The organism is Rhodococcus erythropolis R138, assembly GCF_000696675.2.
Classification (GTDB): domain Bacteria; phylum Actinomycetota; class Actinomycetes; order Mycobacteriales; family Mycobacteriaceae; genus Rhodococcus_F; species Rhodococcus_F erythropolis.
Map to the genome: position 1 here is coordinate 4439360 of NZ_CP007255.1, position 26117 is coordinate 4465476.

Annotated in this window: 21 protein-coding genes and 2 tRNA genes; 9 read left to right on the forward strand and 14 right to left on the reverse strand. The window is 62.5% G+C overall.

All coding sequences use genetic code 11. The features are described 5' to 3' along the window. The first annotated feature begins 34 nt into the window (after positions 1-34). Both H351_RS20340 and H351_RS20345 read left to right on the forward strand, forming a co-directional pair. Complete coding sequence (locus H351_RS20340) at positions 35-2278, forward strand: RNA degradosome polyphosphate kinase (protein WP_003942685.1); 2244 nt, start codon at positions 35-37, stop codon at positions 2276-2278. Between the two features lie 17 nt (positions 2279-2295). Then, the gene (locus H351_RS20345) at positions 2296-3222 is read left to right on the forward strand and encodes a bifunctional NUDIX hydrolase/histidine phosphatase family protein (RefSeq protein WP_019747939.1); all 927 of its coding nucleotides are present in this window, start codon (positions 2296-2298) and stop codon (positions 3220-3222) included. 165 nt (positions 3223-3387) lie between these two features. Here H351_RS20345 and H351_RS20350 read toward each other — a convergent pair whose 3' ends face one another. From H351_RS20350 to leuC, 3 genes are all read right to left on the reverse strand, one after another. Continuing rightward, positions 3388-4074 (reverse strand): HU family DNA-binding protein, encoded by a 687-nt coding sequence (locus tag H351_RS20350; RefSeq protein WP_020907264.1) that lies wholly within the window; start codon positions 4072-4074, stop codon positions 3388-3390. 157 nt (positions 4075-4231) lie between these two features. Then, entirely contained in the window at positions 4232-4840 is a 609-nt protein-coding gene (leuD, locus tag H351_RS20355) for a 3-isopropylmalate dehydratase small subunit (protein ID WP_019747937.1), read from the reverse strand. 28 nt (positions 4841-4868) lie between these two features. After that, the gene (leuC, locus tag H351_RS20360) at positions 4869-6290 is read right to left on the reverse strand and encodes a 3-isopropylmalate dehydratase large subunit (RefSeq protein ID WP_019747936.1); all 1422 of its coding nucleotides are present in this window, start codon (positions 6288-6290) and stop codon (positions 4869-4871) included. A 178-nt stretch (positions 6291-6468) separates the two neighbouring features. Here leuC and H351_RS20365 point away from each other — a divergent pair, with 178 nt between their 5' ends. The 3 genes from H351_RS20365 (at position 6469) to H351_RS20375 (ending at position 8010) form a co-directional block, all read left to right on the forward strand. Beyond that, complete coding sequence (locus H351_RS20365) at positions 6469-7170, forward strand: IclR family transcriptional regulator (protein ID WP_007729342.1); 702 nt, start codon at positions 6469-6471, stop codon at positions 7168-7170. A gap of 55 nt (positions 7171-7225) precedes the next feature. After that, positions 7226-7723, forward strand: coding sequence for a pyridoxamine 5'-phosphate oxidase family protein (locus tag H351_RS20370; protein WP_019747935.1), 498 nt, complete (start codon positions 7226-7228; stop codon positions 7721-7723). Between the two features lie 89 nt (positions 7724-7812). Then, positions 7813-8010, forward strand: coding sequence for a DUF5302 domain-containing protein (locus H351_RS20375; RefSeq protein ID WP_007729345.1), 198 nt, complete (start codon positions 7813-7815; stop codon positions 8008-8010). A 139-nt stretch (positions 8011-8149) separates the two neighbouring features. On the opposite strand, the gene H351_RS20380 is transcribed toward H351_RS20375, so the two are convergent. From H351_RS20380 to H351_RS20425, 10 genes are all read right to left on the reverse strand, one after another. Further along, positions 8150-8222: transfer RNA gene (locus tag H351_RS20380), tRNA-Glu, on the reverse strand. Between the two features lie 95 nt (positions 8223-8317). Next, positions 8318-8389 (reverse strand) — tRNA-Gln (locus H351_RS20385). Positions 8390-8545: 156 nt separating this feature from the next. Continuing rightward, a complete protein-coding gene (gene gltX / locus H351_RS20390; RefSeq protein WP_029255109.1) occupies positions 8546-10021 on the reverse strand; it encodes a glutamate--tRNA ligase in 1476 nt (491 codons plus the stop codon). Positions 10022-10094: 73 nt separating this feature from the next. Further along, positions 10095-11255 carry an alkane 1-monooxygenase gene (locus tag H351_RS20395; protein WP_029255108.1) on the reverse strand — a complete coding sequence of 387 codons (1161 nt, stop codon included), beginning with the start codon at positions 11253-11255 and terminating at the stop codon, positions 10095-10097. A 390-nt stretch (positions 11256-11645) separates the two neighbouring features. Then, positions 11646-12419, reverse strand: a complete 774-nt coding sequence (locus H351_RS20400; RefSeq protein ID WP_020969311.1) for a fumarylacetoacetate hydrolase family protein — start codon at positions 12417-12419, stop codon at positions 11646-11648. A gap of 84 nt (positions 12420-12503) precedes the next feature. Beyond that, on the reverse strand, positions 12504-13517 hold the full coding sequence (locus H351_RS20405; RefSeq protein WP_019747931.1) for a 3-isopropylmalate dehydrogenase: 1014 nt from the start codon (positions 13515-13517) through the stop codon (positions 12504-12506). Between the two features lie 74 nt (positions 13518-13591). Then, the gene (gene serA / locus H351_RS20410; RefSeq protein ID WP_003944758.1) at positions 13592-15184 is read right to left on the reverse strand and encodes a phosphoglycerate dehydrogenase; all 1593 of its coding nucleotides are present in this window, start codon (positions 15182-15184) and stop codon (positions 13592-13594) included. Positions 15185-15434: 250 nt separating this feature from the next. Then, positions 15435-16436: a ketol-acid reductoisomerase gene (ilvC, locus tag H351_RS20415; RefSeq protein ID WP_029255107.1), complete on the reverse strand. Its 1002-nt coding sequence runs from the start codon at positions 16434-16436 to the stop codon at positions 15435-15437. Between the two features lie 53 nt (positions 16437-16489). Beyond that, a complete protein-coding gene (ilvN, locus tag H351_RS20420) occupies positions 16490-16993 on the reverse strand; it encodes an acetolactate synthase small subunit (RefSeq protein WP_003944718.1) in 504 nt (167 codons plus the stop codon). Next, positions 16990-18930: an acetolactate synthase large subunit gene (locus H351_RS20425; protein ID WP_019747929.1), complete on the reverse strand. Its 1941-nt coding sequence runs from the start codon at positions 18928-18930 to the stop codon at positions 16990-16992. The genes ilvN and H351_RS20425 overlap by 4 nt, the downstream gene beginning before the upstream one ends. 266 nt (positions 18931-19196) lie before the next feature. Here H351_RS20425 and H351_RS20430 point away from each other — a divergent pair, with 266 nt between their 5' ends. The 3 genes from H351_RS20430 to H351_RS20440 all read left to right on the forward strand — a co-directional run bounded on the left by H351_RS20430 (position 19197) and on the right by H351_RS20440 (position 23975). Then, complete coding sequence (locus H351_RS20430; RefSeq protein ID WP_021333074.1) at positions 19197-19718, forward strand: PH domain-containing protein; 522 nt, start codon at positions 19197-19199, stop codon at positions 19716-19718. A 72-nt stretch (positions 19719-19790) separates the two neighbouring features. Next, positions 19791-21632: a dihydroxy-acid dehydratase gene (gene ilvD, locus H351_RS20435; RefSeq protein WP_029255106.1), complete on the forward strand. Its 1842-nt coding sequence runs from the start codon at positions 19791-19793 to the stop codon at positions 21630-21632. Positions 21633-22439: 807 nt separating this feature from the next. Next, positions 22440-23975, forward strand: a complete 1536-nt coding sequence (locus H351_RS20440; protein ID WP_019747924.1) for an amino acid permease — start codon at positions 22440-22442, stop codon at positions 23973-23975. 68 nt (positions 23976-24043) lie between these two features. Here H351_RS20440 and H351_RS20445 read toward each other — a convergent pair whose 3' ends face one another. After that, positions 24044-24871 (reverse strand): DoxX family protein, encoded by an 828-nt coding sequence (locus tag H351_RS20445; protein WP_019747923.1) that lies wholly within the window; start codon positions 24869-24871, stop codon positions 24044-24046. 90 nt (positions 24872-24961) lie between these two features. On the opposite strand from H351_RS20445, the gene H351_RS20450 reads away from it, so the two are divergent. Next, the gene (locus H351_RS20450; protein ID WP_029255105.1) at positions 24962-26092 is read left to right on the forward strand and encodes a PQQ-dependent sugar dehydrogenase; all 1131 of its coding nucleotides are present in this window, start codon (positions 24962-24964) and stop codon (positions 26090-26092) included. Positions 26093-26117: the final 25 nt, after the last annotated feature.

Consider the following 26117-nt stretch of genomic DNA (forward strand, 5'->3'; position numbering starts at 1 on the left):
GTCGGACCGCGCGATTGTGGGGGATGATCGACGAGTGAGCAATGGCGAAGCACTCGAAAACCGTATTTCCGAAGACCAGTCGGACGGAGACCACAGCTCCGGCCGGCACGAGAACGGCGCGGCCACCTCGCCGCGATCTCAGGCCGTCGCGGTCGCCACCAACATCCCGGGCGCTCCCCCTGCAGCTACCAAGGCAGAGCTACCCGAATTGCTCGTCGGACTTCCCGAGGATCGTTACCTAAACCGCGAACTCAGCTGGCTCGATTTCAATGCTCGTGTTCTCGCATTGGCTGCCGACGAGTCACTGCCGTTGCTCGAACGCGCAAAGTTCCTCGCCATCTTCGCTTCCAATCTCGACGAATTTTTCATGGTCCGGGTCGCCGGACTCAAGCGCCGCGACGAGACGGGACTGTCGGTCAGGTCCGCCGACGGCCTCTCCCCACGCGAACAATTGGCGCTCATTGCGCGTCGCACCCAGGAACTCGCCGACAAGCACGCACACGTGTTTCTCGACTCGGTCCGCCCTGCCCTGGCGGCAGAAGGCATTTCAATTGTTCGATGGGCCGACCTCAGCGCCGACGATCACGGCCGGCTATCGGCGCATTTCCACGAGCAGGTCTTCCCGGTACTGACGCCGTTGGCAGTCGATCACGCCCACCCGTTCCCCTACATCAGCGGACTGAGCCTCAACCTCGCCGTGACAGTGAAGGACTCCGTCACCCGCGGCGAACACTTCGCTCGCGTCAAGGTTCCCGACAACGTCGGCCGGTTCGTGCGAGTCAAGAGCACGACGTCTTCGTCCACCATCGATTCGTTCCTCCCGATGGAAGAACTGATTTCGGCTCATCTGGACGTGCTGTTCCCCGGAATGGAAATCGTCGAACATCACGCCTTCCGAATCACACGCAACGCTGATTTCGAGGTCGAAGAGGATCGGGACGAGGATCTGCTGCAGGCACTCGAACGTGAATTGGCGCGTCGTCGTTTCGGTTCGCCCGTTCGCCTCGAAGTTGCCGACGACATGACCGAGCACATGCTCGAACTGCTTCTGCGTGAACTCGACGTCGATCCGGCCGACGTGATCGAGGTTTCCGGGCTCCTCGACTTGTCCTGCCTCTGGCAGGTTTACGCCGTCGACCGCCCAGCACTCAAGGACGCGCCGTTCGTCCCGGCGACGCATCCGGCGTTCGGCGAGCGTGAGACACCGAAGAGTGTGTTCTCGACCCTGCGCGAGGGCGACGTGCTCGTCCACCACCCTTACGACTCGTTTTCCACCAGCGTTCAACGCTTCATCGAACAGGCCGCGGCCGACCCGCAGGTGCTCGCGATCAAGCAGACCCTGTACCGAACTTCGGGCGACTCCCCCATCGTCAACGCACTGATCGACGCCGCCGAGGCCGGCAAGCAAGTTGTTGCCCTCGTGGAGATCAAGGCGCGCTTCGACGAGCAAGCCAACATCAAGTGGGCACGCAAACTCGAGCAGGCCGGCGTTCACGTCGTCTACGGTCTCGTCGGTCTCAAGACTCACTGCAAGACCTGCCTCGTCGTCAGGCGCGAAGGTTCGACAATTCGTCGCTACTGCCACATCGGCACCGGCAACTACAACCCGAAGACCGCGCGCATGTACGAGGACGTCGGATTGCTCACCGCAGCACCGGAGATCGGTGCTGACCTCACCGACCTCTTCAACTCGCTGACCGGATACTCCCGAAAGACGAGCTACCGCAACCTTCTCGTTGCGCCGTACGGGGTTCGCCGCGGGATCATCGAGCGGATCGACAACGAGATCGCTCACAAGCTCGCAGGCCGCGATGCCGGTATCCGCTTGAAAGCCAACGCATTGGTCGACGAGCAGGTCATCGACGCGTTGTACCGCGCGTCCAAGGCCGGTATCCCCGTCGAGATCGTGGTCCGCGGAATCTGCGCGCTCAAGCCGGGTGTTCCGGGCCTCAGCGAAAACATCGAAGTACGTTCCATTCTCGGGCGGTTCCTCGAACACTCGCGAATGTTCCATTTCCGCTCGGCCGACGAATTCTGGATCGGCAGCGCAGACATGATGCACCGCAACCTCGATCGCCGCGTCGAGGTCATGGTGCAGGTCAAGGATCCGAAACTGTCGAAGCAACTCGGTGACATCTTCGATTCCGCTCTCGATCCGCGAACTCGCTGCTGGGTACTGCATCCGGACGGCAGTTGGGTCGCTGCTCCCGAACGCGGTGAGGACGTACGTGAGCATCAACAGTCGTTGATGCGCAGCCGCACCGCCAGCGGGTCTTGACGGGCTCGGATCACACCATGAGCGACAAGCCGGTCAAAGCCAACATCTTTGCCGCAGGCGCGGTTCTGTGGCGGAAGGCTCCCCAGGATCCTTCCGCCATCGAGATCGCCGTCGTACATCGACCGAAGTACGACGACTGGTCATTCCCCAAAGGAAAGCTCGATCCAGGCGAGACCTTCTTGACCGCAGCAGTTCGCGAGGTCCGCGAAGAGACCTCGATCACCGGACGTTTCGGAAGGCACCTCGGTGGCGTGACGTACCCGATCCCGGGACATCGCAAACTCAAACGAGTCGAATACTGGTCGGCCGAAGCAGTCGACGGAGATTTCGGGCCGAATAACGAAGTAGATGTTCTCTATTGGCTTCCGGTCGCCGAGGTCGCCGATCATCTTTCCTACCCGATGGATCGAATGATTCTTCGCCGCTTCGTTTCCATTCGGCCTGATACGAAAACGGTATTACTCGTCCGCCACGCAAAGGCTGGAAGCCGTAAGCGGTACAAGGGCGACGACAATTTGCGTCCACTCGACGCCAAGGGCAAAGAGCAATCCGCCGCCTTGGTCGAACAGCTGAAAATCTTCGGAGCCGATTCGGTTTTCGCGGCTGACCGTACGCGCTGCATCGACACCGTAATGCCGTTGGCGGAGGCATTGGGTGTCGAGATTTCGACGGAACCTCTTCTGACCGAAGAAGGTTACGAGGCCGATCCCGACGCCGCTCGGGCACGTGCGCTGCAGATCGCCGCACTGGAGGGCACTCCCGTGATCTGCAGCCAAGGAGGCGTCATCCCCGATTTGATGCGCTGGTGGGCTGATACGGCCGGTGTAACACTGCCCTCTGCACGCAACCGTAAGGCGAGCACTTGGGTGCTCTCGTTCCTCGACGGCCGCCTCGTCGCCGCCGATCACCTCGACAGCCCGCTCCCCAAAGTCGCCAACTCCTGAGGGATTTGGACCAACCGGCCCCAGTTCGATTCGGTAGTTTTGCAAAGCACTGAAACACAGGAGAATTCACACTTCTCCCAGACAGCAAAAAGAGGTGCAGCCGCGGATCAGATCCGCGGCTGCACCTCTTTGTCTTACGGCATCGGGTTTTTCACCCGAACGCGACTACTTTCCGCGCTTGGCCGGAGCCTTCTTGGCCGGAGCCTTCTTGGCTGCGGTCTTGGCCGGAGCCTTCTTGGCCGGAGCCTTCTTGGCCGGAGCCTTGGCTGCGGTCTTGGCCGGAGCCTTCTTGGCGGGAGCCTTGGTGGCAACCGTCTTCTTGGCTGCGGTCTTGGCCGGAGCCTTCTTGGCGGGAGCCTTGGTGGCAACCGTCTTCTTGGCTGCGGTCTTGGCCGGAGCCTTCTTGGCGGGAGCCTTCGCGGCAACCGTCTTCTTGGCTGCGGTCTTGGCCGGAGCCTTCTTTGCCGGAGCCTTCTTGGCTGCGGTCTTCTTGGCAGCAGCCTTCTTGGCTGCAGCCTTGGTGGCCGGTGCTGCTACGCCACGCTTGACTGCCGGGCCGGTGGCCGGAAGCTTCTGTCCACCAGCGATAACAGCCTTGAACTGCGCACCCGGACGGAAAGCCGGAACCGACGTCGGCTTGACCTTGACGGTCTCGCCCGTACGCGGGTTGCGTGCAACACGTGCTGCACGACGACGCTGCTCGAAGACTCCGAAGCCGGTGATGGTCACGCTCTCGCCACGGTGGACGGCGCGGACGATGGTGTCCACGACGTGCTCCACTGCGTCGGTCGCTGTGCGCCTGTCCGAACCCAGCTTTTCAGTCAGAACATCGATGAGCTCTGCCTTGTTCATTGAAATTCCTCCGCTAATTGTGGTCCACCGTCGGACCGACTGAGAACCACGGTAAACCTGATAACGGCAAGAGTCTATGTGCCACGCCAATTCTCATTCAACGTGACTGCGAAATGGTGACCTATTTCTCTTCCCGCGCGGAGTTGCGGATTTCGGTTCAGCCCTGCGAAATTCGGGCTGGAAGGGTAGTCGGTTTCCATGAAGGCCTTGACTTTTCGAACTCGGAAATCGCTTCTACCTGCCGCAATGTCAGTCCGATGTCGTCGAGACCCTCCAGCAGACGCCACCGTGTGTAGTCGTCAATATTGAACGGCACCACCGTAGTTCCGGCGCTCACGGTCCGATTCTCGAGATCTACTGTCAATTCCAGTCCGGGCTGCTCTTCGAGCAACTTCCAGAGCAATTCGACGTCACTCTGCTCGACCTGTGCCGCTACGAGACCGGCTTTTCCGGCGTTCCCGCGGAAGATGTCGGCGAACCGGGAAGCGATGACGACCCGAAATCCGAAGTCGGAGAGAGCCCACACGGCATGCTCACGCGAAGAGCCCGTGCCGAAATCGGGACCGGCTACGAGGACACTTCCCTTGTCGTACGGAGCCAGATTGAGAATGAAGTTGGGGTCGGTGCGCCAGCCTGCAAACAGCCCGTCCTCGAATCCCGTGCGCGTCACCCGTTTCAGGTACACGGCAGGGATGATCTGATCGGTATCGACATTCGAGCGTCGCAGCGGGACGCCGATACCCTTGTGCGTGGTAAAGGATTCCATCGAAATTCTCCTCGAGATGGTAAGTGGGTCAGACCAGATCGGCCGGTGCCGAGAGCGTTCCGCGGACCGCCGTGGCAGCCGCGACGAGCGGGGAAACCAGATGGGTCCGACCGCCTTTACCCTGTCGGCCTTCGAAATTCCGGTTGGACGTCGATGCCGAACGCTCGCCGGGAGCAAGCTGGTCAGGGTTCATTCCCAAACACATCGAGCAACCGGCCTGGCGCCATTCGGCCCCTGCCGCCGTGAAGATTTCACCGAGACCTTCACTTTCGGCTTGAGCACGCACCCGCATCGAGCCGGGAACGATGAGCATCCGAACGCCCTCTGCCACATGGCGACCCTCGAGCACCTCGGCCACCGCGCGCAGATCTTCGATGCGTCCGTTGGTGCACGAACCGACGAAGACGGTGTCGACAGCAACATCCCGAAGCGCCATGCCGGCGTCGAGACCCATGTAGGTGAGCGCCTTCTCGGCAGCCTGACGCTCGCTCTCGTCGACGATCAGTTCCGGATCGGGCACACGGTCACCGAGCGGTGCACCCTGTCCCGGATTGGTTCCCCACGTGACAAAAGGCGTCAATGCGCTTGCGTCGATGTGGACCTCGTTGTCGAATTCGGCGCCCTCGTCGGTCTTGAGCAACTCCCACGCGGCGACGGCTTCGTCCCACTCTGCGCCCGACGGTGCATGCGGACGGCCCTTGATGAACTCGTAAGTGGTCTCGTCCGGTGCGATCATGCCCGCACGGGCTCCGGCCTCGATCGACATGTTGCAGATGGTCATACGAGCTTCCATCGACAGTTTGCGAATGGCCTCGCCGCGGTACTCCAGGACGTAGCCCTGGCCGCCGCCGGTGCCGATCTTGGCGATGACTGCCAGGATCAAGTCCTTGCTCGTGACGCCAGGAGGCAGCTCGCCGTCGACCGTGATCGCCATGGTCTTGAAGGGGCGCAACGACAATGTCTGCGTCGCCATCACGTGCTCGACCTCGCTGGTGCCGATTCCCATTGCGAGCGCACCGAATGCGCCGTGCGTCGACGTATGACTGTCGCCGCACACCACGGTGGTTCCCGGCTGAGTCAGGCCGAGCTGCGGTCCGACCACATGCACGATGCCCTGATCGAGATCTCCCATGCGGTGCAAGCGAACTCCGAACTCCTCGCAATTTCGGCGCAAGGTGTCGACCTGAGTCTTGGACACGGGATCGGCGATCGGCTTGTCGATGTCGATCGTCGGAACGTTGTGGTCCTCGGTGGCGATCGTCAGGTCGGGACGGCGCAACGGGCGTCCTGCCAAGCGAAGTCCGTCGAAGGCCTGCGGGCTCGTCACTTCGTGAACGAGGTGGAGATCGATGTAGATGAGGTCGGGATCCTGCCCCTCCCCTTTCACGACAACGTGGTCGTCCCACACCTTCTCGGCGAGAGTGCGTGCTTTCTGTGCCATGTCTTCCACCTCTGTACGTAGCCTCGCGTCGGCGGACTACGGGCTGGCCCGCCGCGCGTGAAGTAGGTCCCCAGCCCTCGCAGCAGATGCAGGCTGCCCCTAGGAAATGCACTAGCCCTTCTGTAAATGCGCTAGTCCACCAGGAAATGCGCTATCATCCCACTATGCGAGAAACTGGTATCGACCTATGAGACAGCATAGCGGCATCGGCGTCCTGGACAAAGCAATGGGCGTTCTTCATGCAGTAGCTGAGGAACCGTGCAGCCTCACCGAACTCTGTGCACGAACCGGTTTGCCGCGCGCGACCGCCCATAGACTCGCCGTCGGTCTCGAAGTCCATCGACTCCTCACACGCGACTCGGATGGTCAGTGGTGCCCAGGGCCCGGACTCGCCGAACTCGCTGCCACCGCTAATGATCCACTCATTGCTGCGGCCGGACTCATCCTCCCCCGCCTTCGCGAAATCACCGGCGAAAGCGTCCAGCTGTACCGCCGGGAAGGCACCCAACGCATCTGCGTTGCGTCGATGGAACCGCCCACGGGCCTTCGCGACACAGTTCTCGTCGGGGCCAGGCTGCCGATGAATGCCGGTTCCGGCGCCAAGGTCCTTCTCGCATGGGCAGATCCACAAACCCAACGGACCGTTCTCGCCGATGCGTCGTTCGGCGAACGAGTGCTCCTCGAGGTTCGCCGGCGCGGCTGGGCACAGAGTGCAGCCGAACGTGAGCCGGGTGTCGCCAGCGTCGCGGCTCCTGTCCGAGACTCGGCAGGCGCTGTCATTGCCGCGATTTCGGTCTCCGGCCCCATCGATCGGATGGGTAGACGACCGGGAGCCCGCTGGGCGGCGGACCTTCTCGCAGCTGCCGAAGCGCTCCACAAGCGTCTGTAATTCGTGACACAGTAAGGCCTTCAGATCCTCGAGCACGTAGGAGTACGACGCGACCATGGCAGGAAAACAGCGTAGTCAGATCACGATGACCGAGACCGAAATTTCGAGCTTCGTCGAAAAGAGCCGTACGGCAACGATGGCGACGTTGAGCGCCGACGGAATGCCTCACCTGATCGCGATGTGGTTCGCGATAGTCGACGGCGAAATCTGGTTCGAAACCAAAGCCAAGTCGCAGAAGGCGGTCAATCTTCGCCGGGACACTCGAATGTCCGTCCTGATCGAAGACGGTCTGACGTACGACACGCTGCGAGGAGTCTCGATGGAGGGCACCGGAGTGATCGTCGAGGATCCGGAAGCTCTCTTTGCCGTGGGAATCAGTGTCTGGGAGCGATACACGGGCCCGTACACGGAGGATCTCCGCCCGGCCGTCGACGCGATGCTCCACAAGCGCGTCGCGGTACGGTTCGTTCCCGATCGAACTCGTTCGTGGGATCACCGCAAGCTCGGGATGCCTGCGATGCCTCTTTCCGGTTCTACTGCACCATCGCCGTAGACCCCGAGATTCGTGAAGCGAAATTCACGAGCTTTCGAATTCGGGCCGGCGTAGTTTCACCAACAGGCCCAACAACAAGGAGTGAGCATATGAGCGATCTCGACAGCAACACCCCGTCGGAACCCGAATCCCAATCGGAGGAAACCAAACGAAAGTTCCGTGAAGCCCTCGAACGGAAGAATCATCAGAACGCCAAATCGACCGACCATCGCGACGGACAGTCCAAGGTCCACAACACGCATGGCCCGGCCGATCACAAGCGAGAGTTCCGCCGCAAGAGCGGATAGCCGATCGCGGACAACAGAGTGAGATGACGATCACCCTCAGTCGAATTCGACTGGGGGTGATCGTTTTTCGCATCGCCGGAGACATTTCCGGTACATACGAAAAGACCCTCCGATCAATGATCGGAGGGTCTTTCTTTTGTAGCCCCGACGGGATTCGAACCCGCGCTACCGCCTTGAGAGGGCGGCGTCCTAGGCCGCTAGACGACGGGGCCAGGACACGCTTTTAAACGTGGTATTCAGTCTTGCTCTTGGATGCTCAGCAAGCTTAGCTTGTCTGAGTCCGGCCACAAAATCGACCGGATTTCCGCTGGGGTACCAGGACTCGAACCTAGAATGGCGGTACCAGAAACCGCTGTGTTGCCAATTACACCATACCCCAAGGTCTTGCTCACCAGCCTTGCCCGATCCGCTTCGCTGTTGTGCTCGGCGGCTCGTCTCCGGCCGAAAAGAAGATTACCAGTACCCCTGCCCCAAATACCAAATCGTATGGTCACGGGAGGTTTTTGCTTCATTTTCGGCCGGAAGACCGTCCGATCTAGGCGGTTACCGCTGCCCTACCGGCGCGCAACCGAGCAATCGAGACCTCACGACCGAGCAATTCCATCGACTCGTACAGCGGAGGGCTGATGTGAGAGCCGGTGATCGCGACCCGAACCGGAGCGAAGGCCTTACGCGGTTTGAGCTCCAGATCCTCGATGAGGGCCTTCTTGAGTGCTTCCTCGATACTGGCCGCAGTCCACTCCGAGGTGGCCTCGAGTGCCGCAAGAGACGCGTCCAGAACCGGACCAGCGTCTTCCTTCAGGTTCTTTGCCGCCGCGGCCGGATCGAGAGCAAACGACGCCTCGTCGACGAACAGGAACTTCAGCAGATCCCACGCGTCGGACAGGACGACGATGCGCGTCTGCACGAGGTCCGCCGCAACAGTGAACGTGGCTTCATCGACGTCGGCGCTGATGGGGCCGTGCTCCACCAGGAACGACTTCAGGCGGGCCGCGAAGTCGGCCGGCTGGAGCAAGCGAATGTGCTCGGCATTGATCGCGTCGGCCTTTTTCTGGTCGAAGCGGGCAGGGTTGGAGTTGACCTTCGAAACGTCGAAGGCCGCAACCATCTCGTCGAGTGAGAAGACATCGTGATCGTCGGCAATGCTCCACCCGAGCAGAGCCAAGTAGTTCAGCAGTCCCTCGGGAATGAAGCCCCGATCGCGGTGAATGAAGAGGTTGGACTCGGGATCGCGCTTGGAAAGCTTCTTGTTGCCCTGACCCATCACGAACGGCAGGTGCCCGAACGACGGTGTGAAATCGGCGACACCGATGCGGATCAAAGCCTCGTACAACGCGAGCTGACGCGGGGTCGAGGACAGCAGGTCCTCTCCGCGCAGTACGTGGGTGATCTTCATCAACGCGTCGTCGACGGGGTTGACCAGCGTGTACAGCGGAATACCGTTCCCGCGAGTCAACGCGAAGTCCGGAACGGTGCCTGCCTTGAACGTGGTCTCGCCGCGAACCAGGTCGTTCCACGTCAGGTCGTGATCGGGCATCCGGAGGCGGACGACCGGCTTACGACCCTCGGCGACGTAGGCAGCGCGCTGCTCGTCGCTGAGGTCGCGATCGAAGTTGTCGTATCCGAGCTTCGGGTCGCGTCCGGCCGCCTTGTGTCGCGCTTCCACTTCTTCGTTGGTCGAGTAGGACTCGTAGGCCTCGCCCGCGGCCAGCAACTTGGCAACGACGTCGAGATGCAGGTCGCGACGCTCGGACTGGCGATACGGTGCGTGCGGCCCACCGACCTCCGGGCCCTCGTCCCAATTGAGCCCCAACCAGCGGAGGGCGTCGAGGATGGCCTGGTAGGACTCTTCACTGTCGCGCTGCGCATCGGTGTCTTCGATACGGAACACGAACGTGCCGCCGTGGTGTCGTGCGAATGCCCAGTTGAACAAGGCGGTGCGCACCAAACCTACGTGCGGGGTTCCGGTGGGTGACGGACAGAAACGGACGCGTACTTCGCTGTTGGTCATGGCTCACTTGGCTCGGCGATGATGGATGGTCGTACTACAGGTTAGTCCCGCAGCGCTTCCTCCATCCCGCCGATCACTTACCCGGCAAGACGTTGATACGTGTCATGTCACCGTCGTAGTAGGCGAGTAGTCGCTTGTCCATGACCTTTCGCCACAGCGGCGGCACCCACGCGCATACGATCATGACCGCGTAACCCGCTGGAAGTTGCGGCGCTTCGGCCGCACTGCGCAGGCTCTGGTACCGCAGACGCGGATTCGCGTGATGGTCACTGTGACGCTGAAGTTGATAGAGGAACAGATTGCTGACGACGTGGTCGCTGTTCCAGCTGTCCTCGGGCGAGCAGCGAACGTACGAGCCGTCAGGCCGCTTCGCACGTAGCAAGCCGTAGTGCTCGAGATAGTTGGCGGTCTCGAGGAACGTGAATCCGGCAATCGCCTGAACGGCCAGCCACGGTGCGATTTCCCACCCGAACACCGCGATCAGGCTGCCGAACAGGACAACACTCATCGCCCACGCGTTCAGGATGTTGTTCCGATAGCTCCACGTCCGTCTGCCTTGACGCTGCAGGCGAGCGCTTTCGATCCGCCATCCCGAGCGCAGGCCGCCGATGACACTGCGCGGCAAGAAGAACCAGAAGTTTTCCTTGTATCGCGAACTGGCCGGATCCTCCGGCGTCGCGACACGGACGTGGTGACCATGGTTGTGCTCGACGTAGAAATGGCCGTAAAAGGACTGTGCCAGCGCTACTTTCGCGAGCCACTTCTCGAGCTTTTCGCTCTTGTGCCCCAATTCATGCGCCGCGTTGATCCCCACACCGGCAACCACGCCGGCAGTCATCGCGAGCGCGAACTTCTCCCCCGCCGCCATCGGCGCGTTCACCCAGCACCAGGCGACGAATACGAGACCGACGTACTGGAGGGGCAGGAACAGATACGTGCACCAGCGGTAGAAACGATCCTCTTGCAATTCAGGGATCGCTTCGTCCGGTGGGCTGTTACCGTCCTCGCCCGCCAGTAGATCGATCAGGGGAATGACGATCACGATGAGCCAGGCCCCGATGGCCCAGAAGAGCCCGAGACTGAATTTGTCGACCAGGAACCACGCAGCGAACGGACTGAGAGGAACCAGCAAACCCAGTGGCCACAGGTAGCGCTTCTTGTCTCGCCACACCGGCCGCTGCCCGTTCCGCGCATGCTCTGCCGCTGTCCGGGATGCTTCCGCGAAGGTCGTCATGTATCACCACGTTTCTGCGCAATCCACTCGATTGCCCCATCGGCTTCTATCCAGTTATCGGCCACCCTACTGCTCAGCGTTACATTTCAGGGAATTTGGTCTGTTACGAGCCGCGGCAGCAAACCGCGGGGCGAACCCTCCCAACCTCACCAAATCAGACATAACGCCAGGAGGATCATGGGTGAAGCTTCGCCTGGCTCATGAAACCCGCAGGTCAGTCCCAGGGCCTGATTACCTCGAACCGGAAGGCAATCCCAATCGGCCATCCGGCGTTAGTTACCATCTTGCAACTTTTCTTTGACAGACACCTCTCGACTCACACCACGACGGAGGCCCCATCCGGTGGGGATGGGGCCTCCGTAGTCACATGACGGAACGAACCGGGTCAGATCAATTCTTGGCGGTCACCGGGTTCGTGAGCGTGCCGATCCCCGAGACCGTGACAGACACGGAATCGCCGTCGACGATCGGGCCGACTCCGGCGGGGGTGCCGGTGAGGATGACGTCGCCGGGCAGGAGGGTCATCACCGCCGAGATCCACTCGATGATCTTCGGAATGTCGTGAAGTAGGAAGGCGGTGCTGCTGTCCTGCTTGACCTGACCGTTCACCTCGGTCTTGATGTCGACGTCGGACGCATCGAGGCTGGTTTCGATCCACGGACCGAGCGGGCAGAAGGTGTCGTGGCCCTTCGCGCGCGTCCATTGCCCGTCGTGACGCTGATGATCTCGCGCCGATACGTCGTTGGCGATCGTGTAGCCAAGGACCACGCTCAACGCCTTCGCCGCGGGTACGTCTTTGCAAGGCTGACCGATGACCACCGCCAGTTCACCCTCGAAATGCACCTCGTTGGACGTCGGAGGCAAGACGATCGGGGCGCCCGGGCCGACGATGGACGTATTGGGCTTGAGGAAGATCACCGGATCAGCCGGCGCCTCGCCGCCCATCTCCGCGATGTGATCTGCATAATTCTTGCCGATACAGATCACCTTGCTGGCGAGAATCGGAGCCAGCAGACGGACATCGGCAAGCGGCCAACTACGGCCGGTAAAGGTGGGGTTCCCGAACGGGTGCTCCGCAATTTCCTTGGCGACGAGGGCATCCTCTTCACCTTCGATACTGACGAACGCAACACCATCGGGACTGGCAATTCGACCAAGACGCATACTGGCCAGTCTATCGGGGTGTCGGAAACGACTGACGCGCGCAAGCCGTAAGGCTTACGCGCGTCAGTCTCGTGAAAGAAATCCTTACAGCGCTGCGGTGATCCGGTCGCCGATCTCGGTCGTGGAGATGGGGCCTTCGCCGCGAGTAGCCAGGTCGGCAGCGACCACAGCCTCGACGCGAGCGGCGTCGTCCTCGCGTCCGAGATGGCGAAGAAGCAGTGCGGCCGAGAGGATCGCGGCGGTGGGATCTGCGATTCCCTTGCCGGCGATGTCCGGAGCACTGCCGTGCACGGGCTCGAACATCGACGGGTTGGTACCGGACGCGTCGATGTTTCCGCTTGCGGCCAAACCGATTCCACCGGTCACGGCACCGGCCAGGTCGGTGATGATGTCACCGAAGAGGTTGTCCGTCACGATGACGTCGAACCGCGACGGGTCGGTCACCATGTAGATGGTGGCAGCGTCGATGTGGCAGTACGCGGTCTCGACGTCCGGGTACTCGGCCCCGACGGTCTCGATCGCACGCGTCCAGATTGCTCCCGCATTGGAGAGCACGTTGGTCTTGTGGATCAGTGTGAGGTGCTTGGAACGTGTCTGCGCCAACGCGAATGCATAACGAACAACACGCTCGGCGCCGAACCAGGTGTTGATCGACACCTCGGTCGCGATCTCGTGATCGGTGCCGACGCGAATGGCGCCACCGTTACCGGTGTACGGGCCCTCGGTGCCTTCACGAACCACGACGAAGTCGATCTCCGGCTGGGCCGCCAACGGCGACAGCGCACCCGGGTACAGCTGTGCGGGGCGAAGATTCACGTGATGATCGAGCTGGAAACGCATGTTCAGCAGCAGGCCACGCTCGAGGATGCCGGGTGCGACGATCCGCGGATCACCGATGGCGCCCAACAGGATTGCGTCGTGCTGACGGATCTGGTCCAGCTCTTCCGCCGGGAGCAACTCGCCGGTGGCGTTGTAGCGACGGGCACCGAGATCGTATTCGGTGGTTTCCAGATCCGGAACCAACTTGCCGAGCACCTTGAGTGCTTCGGCTGTGACCTCGACACCGATTCCGTCGCCCGGAATGACCGCAAGCTTCATGGAGTCCTCATCTCAGTAGAACTGTGCGCCTTTATTAACCGCGGGCGGTTAATAAAGGCGCACAGCAAAAACAATCAGGAAAGGTCGACCTGGGCGACGCGAGCGTCGAGCTGCGAGACGATTGCCTCGACCTCGGCGTCTCCGACGACGCGATCGACGCGCAAGATGACCGTTGCGCCTTCGCCTTCGGCATCCTGGCTCAGTGCTGCGGCGAGGATGTCCACGCCCGCGTTACCGAGAACGGTGCCGAGGACACCGAGAACGCCCGGGCGATCGCTGTAGTGAACGACGATGTTGTGACCCTCGGCGCGCAGGTCGAAGCTGCGTCCGTTGATGTTGACGATCTTCTCGACCTGCTGCAGACCGGTGAGTGCGCCCGTGACCGACGTGACCGTGCCGTCCGCGGCAACTGCGCGAACCTCGACCGCGCTGCGGTGAGCAAGAGCCTCGGAGTGCTTCTCGACCGATACGGTGACGCCGCGCTGCTCGGCCAGTGCCGGAGCGTTGACGAACGTGACGGCCTCGTCGCTGCTGGCGGAGAACACGCCGCGCAGTGCGGCCAGGCCGAGGATGTCGACGGTTTCGGCAGACAGCTCGCCGGTGGCGACAACCTGCACGGTCTGCACAGCTTCGGGCGACAACGTCGCAGCGAGGAGACCGAGCTTGCGGACCAGCTCGAGCCACGGAGCAACTTCTTCTCCGACGGGGCCGCCGGAGACGTTGACAGCCTCGGGAACGAATTCGCCCGCCAGAGCGAGGAGAACACTCTTCGCCACGTCGATGCCTGCGCGGTCCTGAGCCTCGGACGTCGATGCTCCGAGGTGCGGGGTGACGACGACGTTGTCGAGCTCGAAGAGCTTGGAATCGGTGCACGGCTCGGTGCTGAACACGTCGAGACCGGCGCCGCGGACCTTGCCGGAGACCAGTGCGTCGTAGAGCGCGTCTTCGTCGATCAGACCACCGCGGGCGGCGTTGACGATGATGACGCCGTCCTTGGCCTTGGCGAGACGCTCGGCGTTGATCAGGCCGGCCGTTTCCTTGGTCTTGGGCAGGTGCACGGAGATGAAGTCGGCGCGCTCGACGAGCTCGTCGATGGTGACCAGTTCGATGCCGAGCTGCGCGGCGCGAGCTGCGGGCAAGTAGGGGTCGTACGCGATGATGGTGGTTTCGAACGCGGCGAGACGCTGCGCGAACAGCTGGCCGATGCGGCCGAGTCCGACAACGCCGACGGTCTTGCCGAGGATCTCGACGCCGTTGAACTTGCTTCGCTTCCAGGTGTTCTCACGCAGGGTCTTGTCTGCTGCGGGAATCTGGCGAGCGGTCGACATGAGCAGAGCAACTGCGTGCTCGGCTGCCGAGTGGATGTTGGAGGTCGGTGCATTGACGACCATCACGCCGCGCTCGGTGGCTGCGGGGATCTCGACGTTGTCCAGGCCGACACCGGCGCGGCCGATGATCTTCAGCTTGGTGCCTGCGGCCAGAACCTCGGCGTCGACGGTGGTGGCGGAACGGACGAGAATCGCGTCGGCCTCGGGTACCGCGGCGAGCAGCGCCGGGCGGTCGGGTCCGTCGACCCAACGCACCTCCACACCGTCACCGAGCGCCTCGACTGTGGACGGCGCGAGCTTGTCGGCGATCAGAACAACGGGACGGCCAGGCTGGCTCACGTGCAAACTCCCTGATTAGGTGGGTGTGAAGGTGGTTTAACCACCGATAGTTTAGTGCGCGCTCACTTCGAATCCACAACGCGGTAGGCGATACCACATAGTGGACACTTTCGCGGGCGAATTCTCGATGGAATATGAATCCGGACTCAGCCGGCCCGGAAAACGACTCCGGCCCAATGCCGCGCTGGTTCAACGTAATTGAACCGGCGCGACATCAGGCCAGTGGAGACGTGGAGCGTGAAACTGCGAATTACGCGGTTTCGGTGATCGGGCGATCGACCCAGCTCATCAGGTCGCGCAGCTTCTTGCCGGTGACCTCGATGGGGTGCTCGGCGTTGGCCTTGCGCAGGCCTTCGAGCTCGGTGTTGCCGTTCTCGACGTTGGCAACCAGACGACGGGTGAACTCGCCGGACTGGATGTCGGCCAGGATCGCCTTCATGCGCTCCTTGGTGTCGGCGTCGATGACGCGCGGGCCGGAGAGGTATCCACCGAACTCAGCGGTGTCGGACACCGAGTAGTTCATGCGGGCGATGCCACCCTCGTACATGAGGTCGACGATGAGCTTGAGCTCGTGCAGAACCTCGAAGTACGCCATCTCGGGTGCGTAGCCGGCCTCGACCATGACCTCGAAACCGGTCTTGACCAGTTCCTCGGTGCCGCCGCAGAGCACAGCCTGCTCGCCGAAGAGGTCCGTCTCGGTCTCTTCCTTGAACGTGGTCTTGATGACGCCTGCGCGGGTTCCGCCGATGCCCTTGGCGTAGGACAGAGCGAGAGCCTGGCCTTCACCCTTGGGATCCTGGTCGATGGCGATGAGCGCGGGAACGCCCTTGCCGTCGACGAACTGACGACGCACCAGGTGGCCCGGTCCCTTGGGGGCAACCATGCCGACGGTGACGAACTCCGGAGCCTTGATCAGGTCGAAGTGAATGTTCAGGCCGTGACCGAAGAACAGCGCGTCGCCGTCCTTGAGGTTCGGCTCGATGTCGCCCTTGAAAATGCTGGCCTGAGCGGTGTCAGGTGCGAGCACCATGATGACGTCGGCCCATTCGGAAACCTCGGCCGGCGTACCGACTGTCAGGCCCTGCTCCTGCGCCTTTTCGCGGGACTTGGAGCCCTCCTTGAGGCCGATGCGCACATCGACGCCCGAGTCACGCAGGCTCAGCGAATGGGCGTGGCCCTGGCTTCCGTAGCCGATCACAGCAACCTTGCGGCCCTGAATGATCGACAGATCGGCATCGTCGTCGTAGAACATCTCGACTGCCACAGTTCTCAACCTCTCCTTGGATTTTTACGTGTCTAAAAGTACTAGCGGGTGGCCGTGATCGACTTCGGCCCTCGACCGACTGCCACGACCCCGGACTGAACGATCTCCCGGATACCGTACGGATCAAGCATCCGCAGCAGTGCATCCAGCTTGGACCGAGTACCGGTCGCCTCGATGGTGACGGACTCCGGGGAGACGTCGATCACCTTGGCGCGGAACAGGTTCACCGTTTCGATGACCTGCGTGCGCACGCTTGCATCTGCGCGCACCTTGATGAGCACGAGCTCGCGAGCGACGGATGCTTCACCGTCCTGCTCGACGATCTTGATGACGTTGATCAGCTTGTTGAGCTGCTTCGTCACCTGCTCGAGAGGGAACTCGTCGACCGTGACGACGATGGTCATACGTGAGATCTCGGGGATCTCGGTTCCGCCCACCGCAAGGGATTCGATGTTGAATCCGCGGCGGGAGAAAAGTGCGGAGACGCGGGCCAGCACGCCTGGCTTGTCCTCGACGAGAACACTGAGGGTGTGACTGGTGCTCACTTCTGATCCTCCCCTGTGCCCGCGGCGGGTCCGGCTTGCTCGCGTGACATGGCTTCGTGGATGACGGCGGGCTCGGCAACTGCCTCGTCGTCGTCGAACAGCGGCCGGATGCCCCGGGCCGCCATGATTTCGTCGTTGCTCGTTCCGGCAGCGACCATCGGCCACACCTGTGCGTCGGCGGTGACGATGAAGTCGATCACGACAGGCTTGTCGTTGATGGACTGCGCCTCACGGATCGCAGCTTCGACATCTTCTTCGCGCTCGACACGAATTCCGTGGCAGCCCAATGCTTCTGCGAGCTTGACGAAGTCCGGGATGCGGATGGCACCGTGCGTTCCGAGGTTGGTGTTGGAGTAGCGCTCTTCGTAGAAGAGTGTCTGCCACTGACGCACCATGCCGAGGTTGCCGTTGTTTATGAGGGCAACCTTGATCGGGATACCTTCGAGTGCGCAGGTTGCGAGTTCCTGATTGGTCATCTGGAAGCAGCCGTCGCCGTCGATCGCCCACACCTCGGTGTCGGGCATGCCCATCTTGGCGCCCATGGCTGCGGGAACCGCGTACCCCATGGTGCCCAGTCCGCCCGAGTTGAGCCACGTGCGCGGCTTCTCGTAACCGACGAACTGCGCGGCCCACATCTGGTGCTGGCCGACGCCGGCGCAGTAGATGGCATCCGGTCCGGCGAGCTTGCCGACGGTCTGGATGACGTACTCCGGGCTCAGCTGACCGTCGGTGGGACGGTCGTAGCTCAGCGGGTAGGTACGACGGATGTCGTTCAGGTACGCCCACCATTCCGAGAGTTCGAACGTGGTGCCCGTGGCCATGTCGGCACGGATAGCCTCGATGAGTTCGGTGATGACCTCTTTGCAGTCGCCCACGATCGGGACGTCGGCGTAGCGGTTCTTGCCGATCTCGGCCGGATCGATGTCGGCGTGGATGACCTTGGCGTCGGGCGCGAAGGAATTCAGCTGACCGGTGACGCGGTCGTCGAAACGCGCGCCGAGGGTGATCAGGAGATCGCTGCGCTGCAGAGCGGCGACTGCGGCAACGGTGCCGTGCATTCCCGGCATACCGCAGTTGAGGTCGTGGCTGTCCGGGAACGCGCCGCGAGCCATCAGCGTGGTGACGACGGGGATACCGGTCAGCTCTGCCAATTCGAGCAGCTCCGGCGAGGAGTCCGACTTGATGACGCCGCCACCGACGTAGAGAACCGGCGACTTGGCGTCGGCGATCAGACGTGCAGCTTCACGAACCTGCTTGCCGTGCGGCTTGGTGACCGGGCGGTAGCCCGGCAGACGCATCTCCGGCGGCCACGAGAACGTGGTCTGCGACTGAAGGATGTCCTTGGGGATATCGACCAGGACGGCGCCGGGGCGACCGCTGGCCGCGAGGTAGAAGGCCTCGGCCATGATGCGCGGGATGTCGATCGCGTCGGTGATCAGGAAGTTGTGCTTGGTGACCGGCATCGTGATGCCTGAGATGTCGGCTTCCTGGAAGCCGTCGGTACCGATCAGCGAGCGCGCCACCTGTCCGGTGATCGCGACGATCGGAACGGAGTCCATCTGCGCGTCGGCCAGTGGCGTGACCAGGTTGGTCGCACCGGGACCCGAGGTAGCCATGCAGACGCCGACCTTGCCGGTCGCCTGGGCGTAACCGGTGGCAGCGTGGCCTGCACCCTGCTCGTGGCGCACGAGCACGTGGCGGACCTTGACCGAATCGAAGAGTGGATCGTAAACCGGGAGCACGGCACCGCCGGGAATGCCGAATACCGTGTCGACCTCGAGCTCTTCGAGGGCTCGAACCACAGACTGCGCGCCGGTTACCCGCTCAGGCGGGAGCTGGCGACGGTTGGCCGTCTGGGTTGCGGCAGCCGCGGTTGTCGGGCTCGGTGTCCCTGACTTGCGCGGCGTGGGTTGAGGCCGTGCTGTTGGTGCGCTCACTGGGAAATCCTCTGATTCTGGCTCCGGGCAACAAAAAACCCCCGTCAGCATCTGCTGAGCGAGGGTGGCGCGTCGTTATCTGGTGAGTTGAAAAATCGACTCAGGCGACGACGCGCCGGCCGATTACGAGCAACTCATTCTGTTTCACGCACTCGACAGTAGAGGCGCTAGTCGCGAACGGCAAACTTGGTGAGTCGACCGTCCCAGAATCTGAGATACATCGGCTGCAATGCGAAGATGTAGAGGTGTCAACTTCGCAGCAGCCCGTGCCACCGGCTCAATCATCCCACACGCCGAAACCACTTCGGCACGTCATCCGCATTTCGCAGCTCGCTTACATGGCGTGCGCGTTCCTTCTGTTCGCGGTCAGCTTCCCGATCTTCGGGTGGCCCGTCGCCTTCAGCTGGTTGCTGATCCTTCCGATCATCGCCGTCTATCTCGTCGCGCGACTGCGCACCACCGTCAGCCCTGACGGCCTCGAGGTCCGCTCGACGTTCTCCAAGCGCACCCTCGCCTGGGACGACGTCAAGGGTTTCCGCTTCCCGAAGCGCAGCTGGGCGCGCGCGGAACTCACCGACGGAACCGAGGTGACCCTGCCTGCGGTCAGCTTCGTCAGGCTTCCCGAGATCGCGATCGCCAGCGGCGGCCGCATCACTGATCCCTATGCATCGGCGGCAGAAGCCTTCGCCGCCAAGGAAGCCGAAGAGGAAGAAGCAGCTGCAGAAGCAGAAGCAGAATCCGAGGTCGCCGAGAACTCACAGGACCAGCCCGAAGAGAAGCGCCCGTAACACGCGAGTAGCGTTGGAAGGCCCTCGCTTCTATTTGAGTGGACCAGCAACGATCACATAAGGAACACGCCCATGCCCCCGTTGAGGTCACGCACCACCACCATCGGACGTAATGCTGCCGGAGCCCGATCCCTGTGGCGCGCCACAGGAATGACGGATTCCGACTTCGGAAAGCCGATCGTCGCCGTAGCGAACTCGTACACCCAGTTCGTACCCGGCCACGTGCATCTCAAGAACGTGGGCGAGATCGTTGCCGAGGCCATCAGTGCGGCCGGCGGCGTCGCTCGTGAGTTCCACACCATCGCAGTCGACGACGGCATCGCAATGGGCCACGGCGGCATGCTCTACTCGCTCCCGAGCCGCGAGATCATCGCCGATTCGGTCGAGTACATGGCAAACGCCCACACGGCCGACGCACTGGTGTGTATCTCCAACTGCGACAAGATCACTCCCGGCATGCTCAACGCCGCGATGCGTCTGAACATCCCGACCGTGTTCGTCTCCGGCGGTCCGATGGAGGCCGGTAAGGCAGTGGTCGTCGGCGGCGTGGCCCAAGCCCCCACCGACCTCATCACCGCGATCTCCGCCTCTGCCAACGATGCCGTGTCCGACGAAGGCCTCGACGAGGTCGAGCGCAGCGCGTGCCCGACGTGCGGGTCGTGCTCGGGCATGTTCACCGCCAACTCCATGAACTGCCTGACCGAAGCCCTCGGCCTCGCGTTGCCGGGCAACGGCTCCACGCTGGCAACTCACAAGGCTCGTCACGCACTCTTCTCTCGTGCGGGCACCACCGTGGTCGAGGCTGCCCTCAAGTACTACCGCGACGGCGACGAGTCGGTGCTGCCGCGCAACATCGCGACCCCGGCAGCGTTCCGCAACGCGATGGCTCTCGACGTCGCCATGGGCGGTTCCACCAACACCGTCCTGCACACGCTGGCTGCGGCACAGGAAGGCGAGGTCGACTTCGACCTCGACACCATCGACGCGATCAGCCGCAAGGTGCCGTGCCTGTCCAAGGTCTCCCCCAACTCGGACTACCACATGGAGGACGTCCACCGCGCCGGCGGAATCCCCGCGCTGCTCGGTGAGCTTCGCCGCGGCGGACTCCTCGAAACCGACGTGTCCACCGTGCACACCAAAAGCTTCGACCAGTGGCTCGACGACTGGGACATCCGCTCCGGCAAGGCAACCGACGAGGCAATCGAGCTTTTCCACGCGGCTCCCGGCGGCGTGCGCACCATCGAACCGTTCTCCACGGACAACCGTTGGTCTGCTCTCGACACCGATGCGGCCGGCGGCTGCATCCGCGACGTCGAGAACGCCTACACCGTCGAGGGCGGCTTGGTTGTCCTGCGCGGCAACATCGCACTCGACGGCGCAATCCTCAAGACTGCCGGCATCGACGAGGAACTGTTCTCCTTCCAGGGCCCGGCGCTGGTCGTCGAATCTCAGGAAGAAGCCGTCTCGGTCATCTTGCAGAAGAAGATCAAGGCCGGCGACGTTCTCGTCGTGCGTTACGAAGGCCCCAAGGGTGGCCCCGGCATGCAGGAAATGCTGCACCCCACCGCCTTCCTCAAAGGCGCAGGCCTCGGCAAGGAATGCGCACTGATCACTGACGGTCGTTTCTCGGGCGGAACCTCCGGACTGTCCATCGGTCACATCTCCCCCGAGGCTGCCGCAGGCGGAGTCATCGGACTCGTCCAGAACGGCGATCAGGTCCGCATCGACGTCGCCTCGCGCACGCTCGAGATCCTGGTCGACGAGGACGTCCTCGCCGAGCGACGCGCGAAGATGGAGGCCTCCGAGCGCCCGTGGCAGCCGGTCGATCGTCAGCGCACCGTGACGACAGCCCTACGCGCCTACGCCGCTCTGGCAACGTCCGCCGACAAGGGCGCGGTTCGCTACGTTCCGTAAGTTCTGCCACGAACGGACAAAAGATCCCCGGCCGCTTTTCGGCCGGGGATCTTTTCTGTCAGCGTGCGAGATGAATCGGGATCAGATTCGCGCCAGTTCCTCCGGAAAATCTTCCTCCGGTGTTGTACGAGCATGCACCACAAACCAATCCGATCATCCCGTCGGTTTGGTACGCATCGTCGGCAGCACCTTCGACAACCACGCCGACACGTAGGAACTTGCGCATGGCGACCTGAGCCGGCGCAGCGTCCAGGGACTTCTTTCACACGAGAACGGATGAAAGGTCAGCGCCCATACGGAATTCCGCGACATCGCACATCCGGTCGAGTTCGGAAGCGTCGAGAGACGTCGGAGTACCACCACCGAACGCCACTGCGTCGTAGTGGGTTCAGTGGCCTGTCAGCCGTCTTGCGCGGATACACATATACATAATTCTGGTACGGCCGTACCGCAACGGTGAGACTCATCGACCACAAGACCGACCGACAGGTACCGAATAGTCGGCCGACACGCGGAGCACGAACGGAACGATATGAGCTATCAGACATTTCAGACCGAATCGCGCGTCCGGCTCGTGAGCGAATTCACTTGGACGTAGGGTTCCAGACACCAGCTGATCAATTCAGATACATGAGGGGGGATGACTTTCAGTCAGGTGATCATTTCGGTCAGTTCGAGCGAGCTGACTTGCACACGGCGCTCACCAGTGGTTCCCTCATCAGGTCGCTGAGACGCACATCACAACGACGACAGTCAGCCACCGCCCGCCACCCACAAGGTCGACGGGAAACAACCAAGGAGCAATACATGCCCGGAGTCGGCATATGGCGCACCAAATCCGTCGAGCAATCGATCGCGGACACCGACGAGCCTGAGACAAAGCTCAAGAAGGAACTGACCGCGAAGGACCTCACGGTATTCGGAGTCGCCGTCGTCATCGGCGCAGGCATCTTCACGCTGACTGCTCGAACCGCAGGCAATGTCGCAGGACCCTCGATTTCACTGGCATTCGTTCTCGCTGCGATCGCCTGTGGCCTTGCCGCGCTGTGTTACGCGGAGTTCGCCTCCACCGTTCCAGTCGCAGGCAGCGCATACACGTTCTCCTACGCGACGTTCGGTGAGTTCGCAGCCTGGATCATCGGCTGGGACCTCATCCTCGAGTTTGCTCTCGCCTCCGCCGTCGTCGGCAAGGGTTGGTCGCTGTACCTCGGCAACGTCATCGGGGCGAGCGGCAGCACTACCGCCCACATCGGGTCGATCAGCTTCGACTGGGGCGCACTGCTCATCATCGGCGCGATCACTCTGATTCTCGCGATCGGCACCAAGGTTTCCTCGCGAGTCTCCGCGATCATTACCGCGATCAAGATCGCAGTAGTCCTGCTCGTCATCGTCGTGGGCGCGTTCTACATCAAGAAGGAGAACTACTCTCCCTTCATCCCGCCGTCCGAAGGATCCGAGAGCTCTGCAAGCGGAATCCATCAGACCTTGTTCTCCTGGCTGACCGGCGCAGGCGGAAGTAGCTACGGCGCCTACGGATTGCTCGCCGCAGCCAGCCTCGTGTTCTTTGCATTCATCGGCTTCGATGTCGTCGCCACCACGGCCGAGGAAACCAAGAACCCGCAGAAGTCGTTGCCACGCGGAATCTTCGGCTCGCTCGCCATCGTCACCGTTCTCTACGTTGCCGTCACACTCGTCCTGACCGGCATGGTCAAGTACACCGAACTCAAGGACGGCAGTCCTCTGGTCGGCGATTCCAGCGCCACCCTCGCAACCGCATTCGAGGCCAACGGAATCGGTTGGGCACAAACCGCCATCAACTTCGGTGGCCTGGCCGGCCTCACGACAGTTGTCATGGTCATGATGCTCGGCCAGACCCGCGTCCTCTTCGCAATGTCCCGTGACGGCCTCATGCCGCGCAGCCTGGCCAAGACCAACGCCAAGGGCATCCCGATGCGCATCACGTTGATCGTCGGTGGCATCGTCGCCGTCCTGGCAGCCTTCTTCCCGATGGGCACGCTCGAAGAGATGGTCAACATCGGAACGCTGTTCGCATTCGTCCTGGTTTGTGTCGGTGTCATCGTCCTACGCCGCACCCGCCCCGACCTGCCGCGCGGATTCCGCGTCCCACTGGTGCCCTTCGTGCCGATCGTCGCCGTGCTCGCCTGCGGTTGGCTGATGCTCAACCTCTCGGTCGAGACCTGGATCCGGTTCCTCGTCTGGATGGCCATCGGTGTGCTCGTGTACTTCGCCTACGGTCACCGCAAGTCGGTCCTCGGTCGCAAGCTCAAGGACGGAACAGCCATCCCGTCCGCGAACGCCGACCCGGTACTCGTCAAGGACTGATCCTTCACAGACGAACCGCCGCTCTCCGATTCGGAGAGCGGCGGTTCGTTTGTTCGACGGCGCGAGTTTCAGATGAGCGGATTGGCACCGTTCAGGAAGATCCAAGTGCAGACGCCGGCAGCGATGCCGAGGATCAAGACCACGAGCGATCCGACGAACGGGCGGGTTGCCCAGCCACGACGACCGTCGAGCGAAATACGGCCAGGACCCGTCAAAATGATGACGCCCGCACAGATTCCGAGCAGCATCTCGTACTCGGTACCGGCCGGGGCGAAGTACTCCAGTCCAGGTGCGCTCGCCTGACGCAGCGCCCACGCATTGATCATCACGGCCAGAACCGATGCTGCCGCAACGGGAGTCAGCAACCCCAGGATCAGGAGGGCGCCACCTGCGACCTCACCGACGGCGCCGAGGATCGCCATCCACTTCGCCTGCTGGAACCCGGCATCCGCCAGCATCGTCTCGAAACCGCCCAGACCCGGCCCGTTCCAGATACCGGTCAACTTCTGCAGACCGTGCACCAGTGCCGTTCCGCCGACGGCCAAACGCAGTGCAAGCAAACCGAGGTCGAGAGTGCCTCGGCCCCGCGGAGTCTCGGTGGTCCCTGCCACGGCTTCGGCGGTGGGGACGGCGGTGATCGGAGCGTCGTACGCCGTCTCTCGCTCGAGAGCCACTGTCGGCTGATCCGCGCCCGGCGCTCGGTATGTCGGTATCTGTTCGGTCAGCGAGTTGGCGTTCGTGGAACCGAAATCGAGATCGTCGTCGGTCCGCGGCAACGGATTCTTGGCGCTCACCGTCGGAAATTGTTCGGTGGGCGAGTCATACGGACTGGACACGTTGCCCGTCGGCTTGTCCGCATCCGACAACTCGCTGGGATCTTTTCGCTCGTCAGTCACGTAGGTGAGCCTATGACCGATTCACGAACTCGACGGGGAACCTTGGTCCGGCGTGGCGGCATCTGCCGTGGGTTACGTAACGTCTTGGGCATGACTACGGGTAGGCATGCAGCGCTGGGCGCACTGGCTCTGGTGCTCGGGACATCGTTGCTCGCAGGTTGCGCGGACTTCGACGAATCGACTGCCTCGCCGTTCACACCCGAACCGACCAACCAGGCAAGCGCCGAAGTGCAGCCGGAGAACCCACCGCCGTCGACCACGCCGCCGGCGCCGCGGACCGGCCCCCTCGGTCCGTGTCAGGACGCCGACACCGCCGTGATCGCAACCTGTCTCGACACCACCGGCGGCCTCGTCACACTCCCGGACGGAAACTCCGGACTGGTGGCCGAACGGCGAACCGGCCGAATCATGCAGGTAGCCCCCAACACGACACCGGTCGAGGTTGCCAAAATCGACGTCGACGGCAGCGGCGACGGCGGACTGCTCGACATCGCCCTCTCCCCCACATTTGTCGAAGACAACCTGATCTATGCCTACGTCACCACCGGAACCGACAACCGGGTGGTCCGCATTGCTCCCGGTGACACCGCCAAGGAGGTCCTCGGTGGAATCCCACGCGGTGCAAGCGGCAACGGCGGATCACTCGAGTTCGCGGCCCCGGACCAGCTCATGGTCCTGACAGGCGATACCGGCAACCCTGCGGTTGCTCAGGATCCCGGCTCGTTGGCGGGGAAACTGTTGCGAGTCCGATCGTTGACGCCAAACGCTGCGCCGCCTCGCCCGGAAGTTGTTCTGTCCGGAATCGGGAACGGCGGCGGCGTGTGTGTCGATCCAGGCATCGCGACCTGGGTCACCGACCGAACCACTCTCGAAGATCGCCTCCAACGCGTCGGCTCCGACGGCACAGTGACGTCGCCCGCTTGGACCTGGCCCGACCGGCCCGGCGTCGGGGGGTGCATTGCGGCGCAGGGAGTGGTAGCTGTCGCGTTGGGGGCCGGCAAAGCGATCTCCGCATTGGCCGCTGACCCCGGAACGGGAGCGATCACCACCGCGCCGTCGGCAGTGGCGAAAGACACGTACGGCCAACTGGGCGGTTTGGCGCTCGGATCCGACGGTTTGATGTGGGCGAGCACGATCAACAAGACCGCGGGTGAGCCGGGGCCGAACGACGACAAGGTGGTCAAGATCCCGATGCCGAGTGGCAGCGGCGGGATCGACTGACCTGAGATCGCCGAGCAGCATGTCT

What these genes read in the sequence shown, in the direction of transcription:
- H351_RS20345 (WP_019747939.1), top strand. Translation starts at nt 2,296, where the DNA reads ATGAGCGACAAGCCGGTCAAAGCCAACATCTTTGCCGCAGGCGCGGTT.
- H351_RS20350 (WP_020907264.1), bottom strand. Translation starts at nt 4,074, where the DNA reads ATGAACAAGGCAGAGCTCATCGATGTTCTGACTGAAAAGCTGGGTTCG.
- leuD (WP_019747937.1), bottom strand. Translation starts at nt 4,840, where the DNA reads ATGGAATCCTTTACCACGCACAAGGGTATCGGCGTCCCGCTGCGACGC.
- H351_RS20365 (WP_007729342.1), top strand. Translation starts at nt 6,469, where the DNA reads ATGAGACAGCATAGCGGCATCGGCGTCCTGGACAAAGCAATGGGCGTT.
- H351_RS20370 (WP_019747935.1), top strand. Translation starts at nt 7,226, where the DNA reads ATGGCAGGAAAACAGCGTAGTCAGATCACGATGACCGAGACCGAAATT.
- H351_RS20375 (WP_007729345.1), top strand. Translation starts at nt 7,813, where the DNA reads ATGAGCGATCTCGACAGCAACACCCCGTCGGAACCCGAATCCCAATCG.
- gltX (WP_029255109.1), bottom strand. Translation starts at nt 10,021, where the DNA reads ATGACCAACAGCGAAGTACGCGTCCGTTTCTGTCCGTCACCCACCGGA.
- H351_RS20395 (WP_029255108.1), bottom strand. Translation starts at nt 11,255, where the DNA reads ATGACGACCTTCGCGGAAGCATCCCGGACAGCGGCAGAGCATGCGCGG.
- H351_RS20400 (WP_020969311.1), bottom strand. Translation starts at nt 12,419, where the DNA reads ATGCGTCTTGGTCGAATTGCCAGTCCCGATGGTGTTGCGTTCGTCAGT.
- H351_RS20405 (WP_019747931.1), bottom strand. Translation starts at nt 13,517, where the DNA reads ATGAAGCTTGCGGTCATTCCGGGCGACGGAATCGGTGTCGAGGTCACA.
- ilvC (WP_029255107.1), bottom strand. Translation starts at nt 16,436, where the DNA reads ATGTTCTACGACGACGATGCCGATCTGTCGATCATTCAGGGCCGCAAG.
- ilvD (WP_029255106.1), top strand. Translation starts at nt 19,791, where the DNA reads ATGCCCCCGTTGAGGTCACGCACCACCACCATCGGACGTAATGCTGCC.
- H351_RS20440 (WP_019747924.1), top strand. Translation starts at nt 22,440, where the DNA reads ATGCCCGGAGTCGGCATATGGCGCACCAAATCCGTCGAGCAATCGATC.
- H351_RS20450 (WP_029255105.1), top strand. Translation starts at nt 24,962, where the DNA reads ATGACTACGGGTAGGCATGCAGCGCTGGGCGCACTGGCTCTGGTGCTC.